The organism is Pseudaminobacter salicylatoxidans, assembly GCF_003148475.1.
Lineage (GTDB): Bacteria > Pseudomonadota > Alphaproteobacteria > Rhizobiales > Rhizobiaceae > Pseudaminobacter > Pseudaminobacter salicylatoxidans.
In genome coordinates, this window is record NZ_QGGG01000001.1 from 23,248 (window position 1) to 39,013 (window position 15,766).

Genomic DNA, 15,766 nt, shown 5'->3' on the forward strand with positions numbered 1-15,766 from the left:
ATGACCGGGCAGGCGGAACAGGCAACGCGCAGGGCGAACCGTGAGGGGGTCGCCTGGGTGCTGGCCGACATGGTGCTCGTGTCGGGCGGCATGACGGCGCTCGTCAAGGCGCAGGGCGTGGTCTATCCGGCGTTCCAGCTCGTCTTCATCCGCGCGCTGATCGGCCTCCTGTTCATCCTGCCGCTGATCTGGCGGCACCGTCATCACATCCGCAACACGCGCCACCCCTGGCGCAACATTTCGCGCATAAGCTGCAATGCGATCGCGCTGACCAGCCAGTTCCTGGCCTATACGCTGCTGCCGCTGGCGACCGTGAACGCGTTGAGTTTTTCGCGGCCATTGGTGACGATGGCGATGGCCGCCGTCTTCCTCGGCGAGCGAATCAGCCGACTACGCTGGGCGGGTGCGGGCGTCGCCTTCTGCGGCGTTCTGGTCATGCTGGCGCCCGGTGGCGTGGACTGGAATGTCGGGCTGCTGGCTGTTGCCGGCACCGTCATCTTCGGCTCGCTGGCGATCATCCAGACGCGCATGCTGCGCGAGGAGAACACCACTGTGATGATGGTGTTCTATACGGTCGGCCTCGTGGTTCTCACCGCCATTCCGGCAATCTACACCTGGCATCCGGTGAAGGCGGCCGACTGGGTTCCGCTGCTCGGCATTGGGCTACTGGCGCAGGCCGGGCAATATTGCTTCCTGCGCGCCTACCGGCTGGCCGATGCCAGCGTGCTGGCGCCCATCGGCTATCTGTCGATCGTGGTGACGGCCATTGCAGGATACATCTTCTTCGGCGAGATCCCCGGAGCACGGGTGATTTTCGGCGCCATCGTGGTTCTCGTCGCACTCCAGACCGCCGCCTATATCGAACACCGGAAAAAAACTTGGCATCGAGGCCGCTTGATGCCGGAGGCGGGATCGGCTAGGGAGGCTGCGTCGGTTTCCGCAAGGAAGTAACAGGGAATTCGGCGCTGCCTTTCGGGGCGGCGAAACGAAACTGCCCCCGCAACTGTAGGCGGCCAGTCCCTTCTCGAGCAATGCCACTGGGCGCACCGCGTCCGGGAAGGTCGAGAGGGACAGTGACCCGTCAGTCAGGAGACCTACCGACACCCGTAAACTGAACGCGCCGGGCGGGGTGTCCGGGGAGGTCTTGATGATGTCAGCCATAGCCTGGAATGCAGCGTCAGCGCGTCCATGTGGGCGTGTGGTCGATCATTGCCGTCCCGATCCGAACTGCTCGCGCCCGGCAAGCAACAGATCGGAGACCCTTGCGTCATGACAATCAAGCATATGGCATTCACTGCCGCCAGCCTCGCCTTCCTGACGGTCGCCGCCGCCGCCGCGCCCACCACCTATCCCCTGAATGTCCAGAATTGCGGCGAGACCATCACCTTCCAGCAGACACCGGCAACCACGGTGACAGTCGGCCAGGCAGCCACCGAGGTTCTTTATTCGCTCGGCCTCGGTGACAAGGTCACCGGCACCTCGGTCTGGTTCAATGAAGTGCTGCCCGAGTTCAAGGATATCAATGATCGCGTCGAGCGGCTGGCCGACAACGATCCGAGCTTCGAGAGCGTGGTGGCGAAGAAGCCGGGCCTCGTGGCCGTGCAATATGTCTGGCATGTCGGGCCGGAAGGCATCGTGGCCACCCGCGAGCAGTTCCACGATATCGGCGTTCCCACTTATGTACTTCCGGCCGATTGCGTGGCCAAGGACAATACGGTCGGGGTTGATGGTACCCGCAGCGAGATGTTCTCGACCGCGACCATCTATCAGGGCATCGAGGAACTGGCGGCGATCTTCGACGTGCAGGACAAGGGCGAAGAACTGGTCGCTGCGCTGAAAGCTCGCGAGGCGGCGTCCATCGAGCAGGCTAAAGCTCTCGACCTCAAGGACGCTTCGGCCGTGTTCTGGTTCTCCAGCGCCGAAATGGACATCGACCCCTATGTTGCCGGGCGCAAGGGAGCACCGGCCTATATGATGGACAAGCTCGGGGTCAGGAATGTCGTGGAGTCCGACGAGGAATGGCCGGTGGTCGGCTGGGAGACGATTGCCAAGGCAAATCCGACCATGATCGTCATCGCCCGGATGGATCGCCGCCGCTTCCCGGCCGACGACCATGAAAAGAAGCTTGAATTCCTGAAGACCGATCCTGTCGCCAGCCAGATGGAAGCAGTGAAGAACAACCGCGTCGTCGTCATGGACGCCCATGCGATGGACGCGACGATCCGCACGATTTCCGGTATCGAAGTGCTGTCACAGGCGCTCAGGGACTTCGGGCTGGCCAAGTGAGTCTGGCCTTGTCCCAACAGGCATATGTCTCCCGGCTCGGCCGGGGGGCATTGGGCTTCGCAGCGCTTGCCGCCGCGGTCTTGGCGGGAACCTGCATAGGCGAAACGCCCATTCCGGTTCTGGTGGTGCTGCAGACCCTGGCCAACAAGATTCTGGGCGCGGCATATGTGCTCGATCCGATCGATATGGGCATCATCTGGAACTACCGTCTGCCACGCGCCATCGTCGCCGCCTGCTGCGGGTCGGGGCTGGCGATCTCGGGCATGGTGCTGCAATCGCTGCTGCGCAATGCGCTGGCTGATCCCTATCTTCTGGGCATTTCCGCCGGCGCTTCCACGGGGGCGGTGGCAGTAACCGTCGCCGGGTTGGGCGCAGGCGCGGTGTCGATGTCGCTCGGGGCTTTCGGCGGCGCTGTTGCGGCTTTCCTGCTGGTGGCGATACTGGCGCGGGCGGCCGGCGGCGGCGTTACGCTTCACGGCACCGGACAGATCGTGCTGGCGGGCATTGCCGGCTCGCAGCTCTTCAACGCGCTCACATCCTTCATCATCACCAAATCGGCCAATGCCGAGCAGGCGCGTGGCATCATGTTCTGGCTGCTCGGCAATCTGAGCGGCGCGCGCTGGCCGGATGTGTGGCTGGCGGTGCCGGTCGCGTTGCTCGGCCTTGCGGCCTGCGTCTGGTTTGCCCGTGCGCTGGACGCCTTTGCATTCGGAGCGGAAGCGGCAGCGTCGCTGGGCGTGCCTGTGCGCAGCGTTCAGGTCGTGCTCATCGGCCTTACCGCGCTGGTGACGGCCGTGATGGTCTCCATCGTCGGTTCGATCGGCTTCGTCGGTCTGGTCATTCCGCATGCGGCGCGTTTCATCGTCGGCGTGCGACACGGCAGGCTCGGTCCGGCGACGGCGCTCATTGGGGCGGCATTTCTCATTGCGGCCGATGTCCTTTCTCGCACGATCATTCCGGGGCAGGTCCTGCCCATCGGCGTCATCACCGCGCTGGTCGGCGCCCCGGCATTCGCGCTGATCCTTGTCCGTGGGCGGCGCGCACGATGATCCTCGAGGCAAGAAATCTCTGCTGGTCCGCGCGTGGCAGGCCGATCCTGGCCGGAGTGGATTTAAGCGTCAGCGAAGGTGAGACGTTGGGGCTGGTCGGCCCGAACGGCTCGGGCAAATCCACCCTCATGCAGCTTCTTGCAGGCATTCGCGAGCCGTCCTCGGGTGAAGTGCGGGTGAAGGGCCGCCGCCTTGCCGAAATGCCGAGACGGCAGGCTGCCCAGATGATCGCGTTCCTGGAACAGCAGGCCGAGACCACGGAAGCCATCACCGTGCGCGATGCGGTCGAGTTGGGCCGCACGCCATGGCTGACGCCGCTGCAACCTTGGTCGGCGGAGGACGACCGCATCGTCGCGCGGGCGCTTGCGGATGCCGACATGGAAGGTTTCGAGCGGCGTTCCTGGTCCACGCTCTCGGGTGGAGAAAGGCAGCGCGTGCATCTGGCTCGAGCGCTGGCGCAATGCCCGCAAATTCTGCTTCTGGACGAGCCGACAAACCATCTCGACATCCAGCACCAGCTTTCGATCCTCGGGCTCGTGGCCAGGCTCCCGGTGACGGCGGTGATTGCGCTGCACGATCTCAACCAGGCGCTCGCATGCGACCGCGTCGGCGTGCTTTCCAGTGGCCGCCTGGTGGCGCTCGGCACGCCGGAGGAAGTGCTGACGATCGAGCGCGTCCATGCCGTCTTCGGCGTGCGCGTCAGCATCGTCAGCGACCCCTGCGATGGCACACGCCTGTTCAGGTTCCGCCCTCTCGCGTGAAAGGAATAATATGCGCAGCTTTCTTCTTGGGATGACCATTATACTTGCCACCGCCTCGGGTGCGCAGGCGGAAATGCATGAGGTCAGGATGCTCAATCGCGGTGCGTCCGGCCCGATGGTGTATGAACCGGATTTCCTCCAGATCGCGCCGGGCGATACGGTGAAATTCCTGGCGACGGCGAACGGCCACAACGCTGCCACGATCGAGGGGATGGTGCCGGCCGGCCATTCCGGCTTCAAGGGCGGCATCAATGAGGAGATCGAGGTTACACTCGATCGGGAGGGGTTTTACGGCATCAAATGCTCGCCGCATATTGGCATGGGCATGGTGATGGTCGTTCGCGTCGGCGATGTGCCGCTTCCCGAGGAATTTCCGGTTGCGGACGTACCGGCCCGCGCCGGCAAACGCTTCGGCGAGATACTGTCCCGCAACGGTTTCGCCCGCTGACGCCGGATCAGCGGCTCATCGTGGTCAGCACTGCGCCCACGCCAACGAATACGCCGCCGGTTGCTCTGTTGAACCAGCGCCCATGTCTGGCAAGCCAGGGCGCAATCTGCTGAGCCGTTCGCGCCAGCATCAGTTCATAGAGGATTTCTACGAGAATGAAGGTTCCGCCGAACAGGACGAGCTGCTCCAGATAGGACATGCCGGGAACCATGAATTGCGGCAGGAAGGCCGCAAAGAAGATCAGCCCTTTCGGATTGGTGACCGCCACCAGGAATCCCTGGCTGAAAAGCTGAATCGGGCCCGCTTCCGGCATTTCCCGCTCACGGGATGCGGCGGCAAGCGCCGGGGCAGGCGCTCGCCAGACCCGGATGCCAAGATAGACGAGGTAGGCCGCGCCGATCCATTTCATGACCGTGAATGCCTGTTCGGAAGCCGCAAGGAGTGCTCCTAGTCCCGCAAGCGAGGCTGCGATGAGCACGAAGAAGCCGAGCGCGCCGCCCAATATGGTGAAGACGGTCGCGCGGAAGCCGAAACAGGCCCCGTGCGTCAGCGACAACAGCCCATTCGGACCGGGCGTCAGCGACAGTCCGATGGCGGCGAGAAGATAGATCGTCCAGACATGCATGTTCATGCGTCGCAGCTAACACGAAGCGATCCCCATGGCTAATCTTTCCGGTAGGCTTCCGGTCAAAAATGTCGCTTTTGGTGATCCGCCGCGGATTGGATTGTCGCGTAGCACGCGGCTTAGGGCATCGTTATGATTTCGGCGTCATAACACGCCTTATGGGACCGGTCCCCGGCGCAGGAACCACGGTCTCTCATGCGCTTCCGGGAGACAGTTTTGCTTAGCAAAGGCAAGCTAGACGAATGTGGAACGGTTCGCGGCCATGCGGCATATGCCGCTGGCGCGAAAGCGGCTGCATCGTTGCACCTGCGCGCTCACGCGAACGGTCCGCATTGGGGAAAGGGGACATGCCGATGAGTACGGTCCTCCGTCCCGCACATGATGCGAAACTGCCTGTCCTCTCTCAAGAAGCCCTCGGCCAGATATCGACCATCATTGCTGCGCTGCTTCTGACGGTCCTGCTCATTTCTTTCCGGCCGTTCCAGCCGGTTCAGCCCGAATTGCCGGGCGGAGGTGGCGACATCGTCAACCAGCTCGGCTTCGGGATGGTCGGCGTGGCGGCTCTGTGTTCGCTGCTGATGCTGACGGATCGGCGTATCACGCTGGCACTGCTCAGCCCCTGGTGGCTGCTGCTTTTCGGCTTTCTCGGCCTGTCAGTGCTCAACACGCCCGTGCCATCGGACACGATGCGCAGCGCGGCGTTCTCCATCATCGGGATCATGACCGTCGGCGCGGTGCTGGCCCTGCCGCGCGACGCGGACGCCTTTTCGCGCGTGCTGGCATTCGCAGGTTTAGCCGTGCTCGGCCTTTCCTATCTCGGACTGGTTGCGTTGCCCGCCAAGGCGATCCATCAGGCAGGCGAGGTGGAGTGGCAGCACGCCGGCCTTTGGCGGGGCGTGTTCACGCACAAGAACATTGCCGGCCCGGTGATGGCCAACCTGTCTTTCGCAGGAATTTACCTCTGGCGTCGCGGCTGGCGCACCTCTGGCGGGGTGATATATGTTCTGGCGATCGTTTTCGTGCTGAATTCGGGGTCTAAGACAGCCGCCGCCACGGTTGCCGTCGCTACTTTCCTTGTTATGTTTCCGGGGCTTTTCGGCCTGCGTTTCCTTACCCCCCTGCTGTTTCTGGCGTCGTTGTGCCTGATAGCTGTGGCAACCCTGGGCACAGTATTCATAGAGCCGGTCAGGCAACTGGCCCAATTGTTGCCTGACCCGACCTATACCGGCCGCACCTCGATATGGGCATTCGCCGGAGAGATGATCGCGAAGCGGCCATGGACAGGCTATGGCTTCGAGAATTTCTGGGGCACCGGACTGGTGCTCAATTCCGATGTGTATTTCGATCAGGATTGGGACATACGCGGAGTCGTGCATAGCCATGACAGCTATCTGGACCTTGCGCTTACCATGGGACTGCCGGCACTGATGATTGCCGTCATCACATTCGCGCTGGTGCCCGCACGAGACTATATGCGGGTGCGGTCCTGTCGCGAGGATGTGCTGCTGGCGGATTTCTTCATGATGATCATTGTGTTCACCATGTTCAATGCGTTTTTGGAGAGCTTTTTCTTTCGCCGCGTAGATCCGGTGTGGATGCTGTTCGCCCTGGCATTGCTCGGGCTGAGGCTGGCGGCCCGCTTCCCCATAAGCTCTCGCGGCGCGAAGTAAATCCGCGCCGCCGACCCGTCCGCTCTCAGACGGCTGCCGCGTTTCGCTCGGGATCGACGAAGGTCAGTGTCAGCCAGCGGGCGGTGAGTGCCGGCTTTACCGAATTTTCGATCTCGATCGTCACGTCATGCGTGATCTGGATCCAGCCGGAGGGGCGGATTTTCACGTCGGCCAGGACGAAACGGGTGCGGATGCGCGAGCCGGTTTTCACCGGGGTCACGAATTTCACGCTTTCGAAGCCGTGATTGATGCCCATGTCGCCGCCTTCGATCCTCGGGATCGTTTCATAAGTCATGGCCGACAGGAGCGACAGCGTGAGGAAACCATGCGCGATGGTGCCGCCGAAAGGCGTTTCGGCTGCCGCGCGCTCGGGGTCGCAATGAATGAACTGGTGATCGTCGGTCGCGTCGGCGAACTGGTCGATCATCGTCTGGGTGACCGTGCGCCAGGGTGAGACGCCGACTTCGGTGCCGACGCCGGAGAGGAGCTGGTCAGTGGTAATCGCTTTCAACGGAAGGTCGCCTTCTGAACGTATTCTGCAGGGATCGGTGTGCGTCACAGGCCGGCCGTGGCCGCAGACCGTCCATACAGCTTCGCACCGGCAATGTCATCGGCAAGCAGCCTGGCTGCGAGCCGGGCGGCGGAAAGACCGGAGGCCGGCTACTCGGCCGGCTCCGCATTGCTGTAGGCGGCTTCCTGCAACTCGCGCTTCAGGCGGGATTGTTCCTCGACTTTCGGGGTGATGAAGCGGCCGAGTAGCAGATAGGCGACCGGGGTCAGGAACAGAGTCGAAGCGGTTGCAAGGCCGAGGCCGCCGACGATGACCCACCCCAGGGCGATGCGTGCTTCCGCGCCCGCGCCCGAAGCGAGCACCAGCGGCAGACCGCCGAGCACAGTACAGATCATGGTCATCAGCACAGGGCGCAGGCGGATATTGGCTGCCTGCTCGATCGCCTCGCGCACGCCGAGGCCCCGGTCGCGGAGCTGGTTGGCGAATTCCACGATGAGAATGCCGTTCTTGGCCATGATGCCCACCAGCATCACCAGCCCGATCTGGCTGTAGGCGTTGAGGCTGGTGCCGGTAATGAGCAGCGCGAACACCGCGCAGGCCAGCCCCAGCGGGACCGTGGCCATGATGATGGCGGCGCTGACGAAACTTTCGAACTGTGCGGCAAGCACCAGCAGGATGATGATGAGTGCGAAGCCGAACACGAGCAGCATGCCGCTGTTGTTTTCGCCCAGCGTTGCGGCCTCGGCCAGCGGGATAATGCGGTTGCCGGGCTGCATGAACGGCGCGGCGATTTCCTGCGCGCGCTTCAGCGCGTCACCCAGGGCAAAGTCCGAGCGCAGGTTGGATGTGATCGCGACGGAACGCATCTGTTGCTCGCGCGACAGCGATGGCGGAACCGCACGCTCCGTCAGCGTTGCAATGGTCGACATCGGCACATAGCGGCCGTCGCCGGTGCGCATATAGATGTTTTCGAGGTCGGTGGGATCGTTGATCGGATTGGTGGTCGATACCAGCTTCACATCGAAACTGCGGTCGTCGATGAACACCTTGCCGACCTTGTTGCCGTCGAGCACGGCCTGGATGGCTTCCGACAGTCCGGTGATGTTTACGCCGAGGTCGGAGGCGCGCTCGCGGTCGACTTCCACGGAAAGCTGCGGCTGTGTGGCGTCGCTGGAAAGGCGCGGCTGCTGGAAGCGCGGGTCCTTTTCCATCTCGGCGAGGATCTTGTTGGCGGTGTCGCCAAGCTGGGCATAGTTGTTGCCGACGATAGCAAACTGCAGCCCGTTGCCCGCGCCGCGGATGCCGAGGCTGTTGGGTGCGATCGGGAAGGCGCGCACGCCCGGAACCTTGGTCAGCAGCCCACTGATCTGGTCTACGATCTCTCGCTGGCTGCGCTCGCGCTTTTCCCACGGCGCCAGCGAGATGACCATGAAGCCGGTGTTGAAGGAGCCATTCTGGCCGGCGCTGGCGAAGGTACCCTCGATCTCGCCGGAATCGCGCAATGGCTGCAGCAGTTGCTCGACCTTGCTGATCTGCGCCGTGGTGTAGTCGAGGCTCACGCCCTGCGGCGCCTGCAGTCTGAGCAGCACCACCGAGCGGTCTTCCGAAGGCGTCAGTTCCTGCCGGATCAGGCCGAAGGCGCCATAGGCGGTGGCCGCGAACACAACCGAAAACAGCACCACGACCAGCGGCGCGTTGAGGCAGGCGCGCAGGCAGCGGCGATAGACACCGGCCAACGCGCCGCCGACGCGGCCCATTATGCCGGTATGCTCATGCTCGGTATGGCCAGCCAGCATGCGCGAAGCCAGCATCGGGCACAGCGACAGCGCCACGAGCGCCGACAGCGACACGGCGATGGCGAGCACGAAACCGAACTCACGAAACAGTCCGCCGGTCTGGCCGGGCAGGAAGGATAGCGGGACGAATACCGCCACGAGCGTCGCGGTGGTGGCGACCACGGCGAAAAACACTTCCTGCGTGCCGAGCACGGCGGCCGCGCGCGGACCCATGCCCTCGTTGCGCCGGCGCACGATGTTTTCCAAGACCACGATGGCGTCGTCGACGACAAGGCCGGTCGCCAGCACAAGTGCTAGCAGGGTGAGGATGTTGATCGAGAAGCCGGCGAGATAGATCGCTGCGATGGTGCCGATCAGCGCCACCGGCATGGCCAGGCCCGGAATGAGCGTAGCGCGCCAGTCGAGGAGGAACATGTAGATGATCAGCAGAACGATCGACACCGACAGCATCAGCGCGATCTCCACCTCATGAACGGCGCCCTTCACGAAGGTCGCGTCGTCGCTGGTGACGCGGATGTTCATGCCCGCAGGCAGCGTCTTCTGGATATTTTCGGCGGCGGCGCGCACCCCGTCGGAAATGTCGAGCGTGTTGGACTGGGCCGCGCGGATGATGCCGAGCCCGATACCGGTCTTGCCATCCGAACGCAGCGAGGAAGCGCCGATATCGGGGCCCATCGTCACGCTCGCCACATCGCCCAGCCGGGTGTTGGGGGCGATGATGATGCTTTCGAAAGCCTCCGGCGTAGTCACCTGCGCGGTCGTTCGCACGATGATGCTTTGGGCGCTGGTGCTCATCGCGCCAGAAGGCGAATCCAGGCCGATATTGGCGAGCGAATTGCGGATGTCACCAATCGTCAGGCCGATGCTGGCAAGTCGGGTCTGGTTGACGTCGATGCGGAAGATCTTGTCGCGATCACCATAGACCTGCACGTCGGCCACGCCGGGCACCGCCGACAGGGCGTCCACGATCTGGTCTTCCACCAGCACCGTCATGTCTTCCACCGACATGGTGTCGGAGGTGACGGCAAGGCGCATGACCGCGTCGGAATTGGCGTCGGCCTTGACGATGCGCGGCGGGTCGGCGTCCTCGGGCAACTGGTTGGTGACGCGGCCGACAGCGTCGCGCATGTCGGAAGCGGCCGCGTTCAGGTCCACGCCATCGCCGAATTCGACGGTGACGCGGCTGCGCCCATAGGATGAACTGGACGAGATCGACTTGACGCCGGTCACGCGCGACACCGCGCCTTCCAGTGTGGCGGTCAGTTCGCGGTCGATGGTTTCGGCCGCCGCGCCATCATAATTGGTGGTGATGGTGATGACCGGTCGGTCGACGTCGGGAAGTTCGCGCACCTCCACGCCGAAGAAGGCCGCGATGCCGGCGACCGCGATCAGTGTATTGAGGACGAAGGCGAGAACCGGCCGGCGCACGAAAAGCGCTGTCGAGCCCTTGCCCTCGGCTTCTGAGTTGAGTTCGCTCATGCCAGGCGCTCCGCTCAGGAACCGCTGCCGGCGGTGGACGCGGGTACGGCAGGGGTCGCGTCGCGCGCACTGGCGACCAGAACATCGGCCCCTTCGCGCACCACATGGATGCCTTCGGTGACGACCTGTTCGCCGGGGGCGATATCGCCGTCCACAAGCACCATTTCCGAATTGCGCTGAACGATGGTGACGGGCATGCGATGCGCCTTGCCGTCACGAATGGCCCACACGAAGGCGCCGTCCGTACCCCATTGGACCGCAAGCGGATTGACGGAAGGATAGGTGTCGCCGGGGAACGTCATGACGACCTGGAACGACATGCCGGCGCGCAGCTTGTCGTCGACATTGTCGATGCGGGCCTGCACGCGTAGCGTGCGGCTCTTCTCGTCGAGGCGGTTGTCCATGGCGCTGACGTCGCCGCGGAAGGATTGGCCAGGTTGTGCCACCAGCGAGGCGGTCAGCGGTGCGCCAATCTTGATGGCACTGGCGAAACGCTCCGGCACCCAGAAATCGATGACGATGGAGGAGCGGTCGTCGATGGTGGCGATCGTGGTCTGCGAAGTTACGTAATTGCCCGCCTCGATGGGCAGGATGCCGATGACACCGGTGATCGGCGCGATGATGGAACGGCGCTCAAGCTTCACTTCGGCGTCGCGCTCGGCGAGTTTCGCGTTGCGTAGTGCAACGTCGGCGTCGGCAAGCTGCACGGCGCTGGCGGCATTGGACTTGCTCAGCGACTGGGTCCGTTCGTACTTGGCCTGCGCGTCGGTTACCGCAATTTTTGCGCGCTCGAGCGCGATCTGCTCGGCCTCCGAATCCAGGCGCGCAATGACGGTACCGGCCTTCACCAGCATGCCGGAAGTCACCAGCACTTCGGTCATGCGGCCGGAATCATAAGGCGTGACGGCCACTGTGGCATTGGCGCGGCCGGTGCCGATAGCCTGCAGCCTGTCATTGATCGTGGCGGGATTGACGATGGCGGTCACCACGGCGGTCTGCAATCCGGCGCGCGCTGCCGTGCGGTTCTCCTGCCTGGCCGGAACCGCGGCGTTGGCCCACTCCGTCTCTATGCCCCAGCGTGCCAGTACCTCCGGCGCTCCGGGAAAGAAGCGCACCCAGGCGGCCGCCGCGACGGCGAGCACGACAAGGGCAACAATGATTTGTTTCCAGGCAGCCATCGGCACTCCGGGTCATTCACACAGGGTTGTCTTACGCGTCTGCCCGGCTTTGACGCGACGTAAAAGCCCAAGCTCCATTCTAAGCGCAAGACACCCGAAAGTCAGTAAGCTTGCTTTATGACGATTCGCTGACCGTTTCGCACCTTAAATATCTGTAATTATCGCCGGCCGCGTCTGTTAACGATTTGAAAAGGAATGGTTTTGGTGAGGCGCGGCCGAGGGTGGACGCTGCTACCGCAGTTCCTCCATCTCATGGATGCGTCGCGCACTTTCGGCTTCCAGTGCACGTGTCAACTCGCCAATCAGCGTTTCGGCGACGACGAAAAGGGCGGCCGAGGAGTCCCAGGAAGAGGGGACAGCCGTGCGCCCGGCGATCACATGACGGGCAAAACGCGCGATTGGCGACAGCCATTGATCGGTGAAGAGCACGATTTCCACGCCACGCGCATGGGCCTTTTCGGCAAGGCGGATGAGGCTGTCCTGATAGCGGCGTATGTCGAAGATCAGAAGCACGTCGCGCTTGCCCATATCGATCAGCCGGTCGCGCCAGGTGCTTTCCTGTCCGGTGAGGTGGAAGACATTGGGGCGCACGATGGTGAGGTGAGCGCCCATATACTGGGCGATTGGATCGGTGAAACGCCCGCCGATCAGGAAAATCTTGGCGCGGGGGGCGGCGAGCCGCGCAACGATGTCGGCCATCTGCTTTTCCGACACATGGCGGAAGGTGGCATGGATGTTTTCCAGTGTCGCTTCCAGCACCGGAGAGGTCTTGCCCCGGTCGGGGGAGGGCTCGGCAACGGTCCGGGTAAGCGGCGATTGCAATTGCGCGGCCAGTTCCTCCTGAAGGGCAGCCTGAAACTCCGGATAGTTGCCGAATCCGAGGCGCGCCACGAAGCGCAATATGGTCGGCGAGCTGACACCGGCCTGCTGCGAGAAGTCCGCGACTGTCTTCAGGCCGATCAGCGGATAATTGGCGACGAGCGTCTGCGCGGCACGGCGCTCGCCTGCCGGCATGGCGTCGATCCGTTCCGCGATCAGCTCTGCGATGCTCGATGCCATGATGCCTCCCACCTTTCGGCCGTGCCCGCGCACAAACACATTTGACAAAGTTTCCGAATGTGTATGAAATCATCCACAAGGACGCAAAGAAATAAAATTCGTAACATACGGTACGGCGTTCGCGAGGGGAATTCGAGCAATGGGAACTGCTCAACCCGCAGTGCAGGAGGCACCCGCACCCGTTCGCATCAGCAGGCGGGCTGGTTCCAGCCCTTATGTGCTGGTCTGCGATCATGCGTCGAATTTCATACCCGGCCAGTTCGGCACGCTCGGCCTCGCGCAAGCGGAACTGACACGCCACATCGCTTGGGATCCAGGCGCGCTGCCGGTGGCGCGGTTGATGGCTCAGGCGCTCGATGCAACGCTGGTGGAATCCTGCATTTCGCGGCTGATCATCGACTGCAACCGTCCGCTCGACGCGCCCGATCTGATCTCACCCGTCAGCGAGACGACGGCGGTGCCCGGAAACGCCGGTCTGTCGGAAGCCGCGCGGCAGGAACGCATCGCGCTTTCGTGGCAGCCGTTCCACGGAGCAATCGACGAGGTTGTGGCGCAAAGGCTGGCGGAGGGGCGCGAGACGCGGCTGGTTTCGGTCCATTCCTTCACGCGCGTCTACAGAAGCATCGAGCGGCCCTGGCACATCGGTGTCATCCATGACGAGGACGCGCGGCTGGCCGCGCCGATAATCTCGGCGCTGGGCGGTGTCGTCGGGCTGGAGGTCGGGGTCAATCAACCCTATTCGCCGGCGGACCGGGTCTATTACACGCTGGAGCGGCATGGCCGCGCGCGCGGGCTGGCCTGCGCCATGATTGAAATCCGGAACGACGAAATCGCCGATGAAGCTTCCCAGCACAAATGGGCAGAGCTGTTGTCGATGATCCTTGCCGGCGTGAAGCTGTCACCGGACGCCCTTCCCGCCACAACCACGAGGCAGGCACGATGAGCGCAGCGACGGAAAGAGAGGCCGTGCAAAGGAGCCGGCTGGGCGCGGCGGTCAGCCTGTATGTCCGCTATGTCGAAGCGGTGAGTCGCTGGGTCGGACGCTTCGCCATGTATCTGATTTTCCCGATGGGCGCGATCCTGCTCTATTCGACTGTGATGCGCGTGATCTTCGGCTATCCGATCAACTGGATCATGGAGATGTCGCAGTTCATGCTGTCGGCCTATTATCTGCTGGGCGGCGCCTATTCCATGCAGCTCGGCGCGCATGTGCGCATGGATCTTTTCTACAGCATGATGTCGCCGCGCCGCCGTGCCATCACGGATTCCTTTACCGTTCTGGTCGTGATCTTCTATCTCGTGGTCCTGTTCCGGGCCGGCGTTTCCTCGACGGAATACTCAATCACCTACAGCCAGAAGAACTACACCGCCTGGGCCCCGCTGCTCTGGCCGATCAAGGCCATCATGACATTCGGCATCTTCCTGATGCTGCTGCAAACCATCGCCACCTTCTTCCGGAACGTGGCCGAAGCACGTGGGAAGTCGCTGGCATGAGCTCGGAATTCATCACCATCTTCATGTTTGCGTCGATGCTGATCCTGATGGCCACCGGTCAGTGGGTATTCGGCGTGATCGGTGCGGTCGGCGCGGCCGCGGCGCTGTGGCTGTGGGGCAACGGCGCGGCCGAGATGCCCTTCAACGCGGCCTTCCAGGTGCTCAACTGGTATCCGCTGATCACCGTGCCGTTCTTCGTCTTCATGGGCTACATGCTGTCGGAATCCGGTATCGCGAACAATCTCTACCGCATGTTCCATGTCTGGTTCGGGTCGGTGCGCGGCGGTCTTGCGCTCGGCACCATGGGCCTCATGATCATCATCTCGATGGTCAACGGCCTGTCGGTGGCGGGCATGGCCATCGGCGCCACGGTGGCGCTGCCGGAACTGCTGCGGCGCGGTTATGATAAGGTGATGATCACTGGCGTCATCCAAGGCGGATCGTCGCTCGGCATAATGGGGCCACCCAGCGTGGTGCTGATCCTTTATGCCATGATCGCGCGCCAGCCGGTGCTGCAATTGTGGCTGGCCGGTATCGGCCCCTTCATCCTGATGGCGATCATCTTCACGCTCTATATCTATCTGCGCTGCCGCTTCCAGCCGGAAATGGGCCCGGCCTTGCCCGCCGCGGAACGCGAAGAGATCACGACGCGCGAAAAGCTGGTGCTGCTGCGCGCCGGGCTGCTGCCCTTCGGCCTGTTCGCCGCGATCATGGGCCTTTTTCTGTCCGGCACCACCAGCCTGGTGGAAACCTCGATGGTGGGTGCGCTGCTGGCGCTGCTGGCGGCGTGGTTCACTGGCAGGCTCAATCGTGGCGTGATCGAGGAAACGACGCGCAACACGCTCGCCGTCTCGGCCATGTTCCTGTGGATCATCCTCGGCGCACTCTGCTTCAGCGCGGTCTATGACGGGCTGGGCGCGATCAAGGCGATTGAGAACCTGCTTCTCCACACATTTGATCTCAGCCCGTGGGGCGTTTTGGCGATGATGCTGCTTTCCTTCATCATCCTGGGGATGTTCCTGGATGACACCGCCATGCTCGTCATCGTTGCGCCGCTCTACATCCCGTTGGTCAAGACGCTTGGCTTCGATCTGATCTGGTTCGGAATTCTCTACACGATCACTTGCCAGATCGCCTACATCGTCCCGCCCTTCGGTTACAATCTGTTCCTGATGCGCGCCATGGCGCCGCCGGAAATCACCATCGTCGATATCTACCGCTCGATCGTTCCGTTCTTCTTCATGATGGTTCTGACCATGATCATCATCATGATCTTTCCGGACATCGCGATGTGGCTGCCCGACGTCTACATGGGCAAACGGTGAGGTGTAGCCGGGAAATATTCATTGAGACTGCCGGAAGAAAAGCGCGGGGGAACGCAAGGAGCTTCAAGCCACCGCGCGGATGGGA

General features: G+C 62.9%; 14 protein-coding genes and 1 riboswitch. Of the genes, 9 read left to right on the plus strand and 5 right to left on the minus strand.

Features of this window, described 5'->3' with window-relative positions:
- From C7441_RS00095 to C7441_RS00115, 5 genes are all read left to right on the plus strand, one after another.
- Complete coding sequence (locus C7441_RS00095; RefSeq protein WP_170124959.1) at nt 1-951, plus strand: DMT family transporter; 951 nt, start codon at nt 1-3, stop codon at nt 949-951.
- Nucleotides 915-1,116: riboswitch (cobalamin riboswitch) on the plus strand. It overlaps the preceding gene by 37 nt.
- Nucleotides 1,117-1,269: 153 nt before the next feature.
- Complete coding sequence (locus C7441_RS00100; protein WP_109611183.1) at nt 1,270-2,286, plus strand: ABC transporter substrate-binding protein; 1,017 nt, start codon at nt 1,270-1,272, stop codon at nt 2,284-2,286.
- Between the two features lie 2 nt (nt 2,287-2,288).
- Nucleotides 2,289-3,335 (plus strand): FecCD family ABC transporter permease, encoded by a 1,047-nt coding sequence (locus C7441_RS00105; RefSeq protein ID WP_425326552.1) that lies wholly within the window; start codon nt 2,289-2,291, stop codon nt 3,333-3,335.
- Nucleotides 3,332-4,096, plus strand: coding sequence for an ABC transporter ATP-binding protein (locus C7441_RS00110; RefSeq protein ID WP_109611185.1), 765 nt, complete (start codon nt 3,332-3,334; stop codon nt 4,094-4,096). The genes C7441_RS00105 and C7441_RS00110 overlap by 4 nt, the downstream gene beginning before the upstream one ends.
- 31 nt (nt 4,097-4,127) lie before the next feature.
- Nucleotides 4,128-4,544 (plus strand): pseudoazurin, encoded by a 417-nt coding sequence (locus C7441_RS00115; protein ID WP_425326547.1) that lies wholly within the window; start codon nt 4,128-4,130, stop codon nt 4,542-4,544.
- Nucleotides 4,545-4,551: 7 nt separating this feature from the next.
- Here the strand turns inward: C7441_RS00115 and C7441_RS00120 are convergent, their stop codons facing one another.
- Nucleotides 4,552-5,175 carry a LysE family translocator gene (locus tag C7441_RS00120; protein ID WP_109611187.1) on the minus strand — a complete coding sequence of 208 codons (624 nt, stop codon included), beginning with the start codon at nt 5,173-5,175 and terminating at the stop codon, nt 4,552-4,554.
- A gap of 347 nt (nt 5,176-5,522) precedes the next feature.
- Here C7441_RS00120 and C7441_RS00125 point away from each other — a divergent pair, with 347 nt between their 5' ends.
- On the plus strand, nt 5,523-6,839 hold the full coding sequence (locus C7441_RS00125; protein WP_244916016.1) for an O-antigen ligase family protein: 1,317 nt from the start codon (nt 5,523-5,525) through the stop codon (nt 6,837-6,839).
- Nucleotides 6,840-6,864: 25 nt separating this feature from the next.
- Here C7441_RS00125 and C7441_RS00130 read toward each other — a convergent pair whose 3' ends face one another.
- The 4 genes from C7441_RS00130 to C7441_RS00145 all read right to left on the minus strand — a co-directional run bounded on the left by C7441_RS00130 (nt 6,865) and on the right by C7441_RS00145 (nt 12,862).
- Nucleotides 6,865-7,350 carry a MaoC family dehydratase gene (locus C7441_RS00130; protein WP_109611189.1) on the minus strand — a complete coding sequence of 162 codons (486 nt, stop codon included), beginning with the start codon at nt 7,348-7,350 and terminating at the stop codon, nt 6,865-6,867.
- A 149-nt stretch (nt 7,351-7,499) separates the two neighbouring features.
- Nucleotides 7,500-10,625, minus strand: coding sequence for an efflux RND transporter permease subunit (locus C7441_RS00135; RefSeq protein WP_109611190.1), 3,126 nt, complete (start codon nt 10,623-10,625; stop codon nt 7,500-7,502).
- A gap of 14 nt (nt 10,626-10,639) precedes the next feature.
- On the minus strand, nt 10,640-11,803 hold the full coding sequence (locus C7441_RS00140; protein ID WP_109611191.1) for an efflux RND transporter periplasmic adaptor subunit: 1,164 nt from the start codon (nt 11,801-11,803) through the stop codon (nt 10,640-10,642).
- A 231-nt stretch (nt 11,804-12,034) separates the two neighbouring features.
- Nucleotides 12,035-12,862, minus strand: coding sequence for a MurR/RpiR family transcriptional regulator (locus C7441_RS00145; protein ID WP_109611573.1), 828 nt, complete (start codon nt 12,860-12,862; stop codon nt 12,035-12,037).
- Between the two features lie 139 nt (nt 12,863-13,001).
- On the opposite strand from C7441_RS00145, the gene C7441_RS00150 reads away from it, so the two are divergent.
- The 3 genes from C7441_RS00150 to C7441_RS00160 are packed head-to-tail and all read left to right on the plus strand — an operon-like array spanning nt 13,002 to nt 15,681.
- Nucleotides 13,002-13,805 carry an N-formylglutamate amidohydrolase gene (locus C7441_RS00150; RefSeq protein ID WP_109611192.1) on the plus strand — a complete coding sequence of 268 codons (804 nt, stop codon included), beginning with the start codon at nt 13,002-13,004 and terminating at the stop codon, nt 13,803-13,805.
- Nucleotides 13,802-14,356: a TRAP transporter small permease subunit gene (locus tag C7441_RS00155; RefSeq protein WP_019171064.1), complete on the plus strand. Its 555-nt coding sequence runs from the start codon at nt 13,802-13,804 to the stop codon at nt 14,354-14,356. Before C7441_RS00150 ends, C7441_RS00155 begins: the two co-directional genes overlap by 4 nt.
- Nucleotides 14,353-15,681: a TRAP transporter large permease gene (locus C7441_RS00160; protein WP_109611193.1), complete on the plus strand. Its 1,329-nt coding sequence runs from the start codon at nt 14,353-14,355 to the stop codon at nt 15,679-15,681. Before C7441_RS00155 ends, C7441_RS00160 begins: the two co-directional genes overlap by 4 nt.
- Nucleotides 15,682-15,766 lie beyond the last annotated feature (85 nt).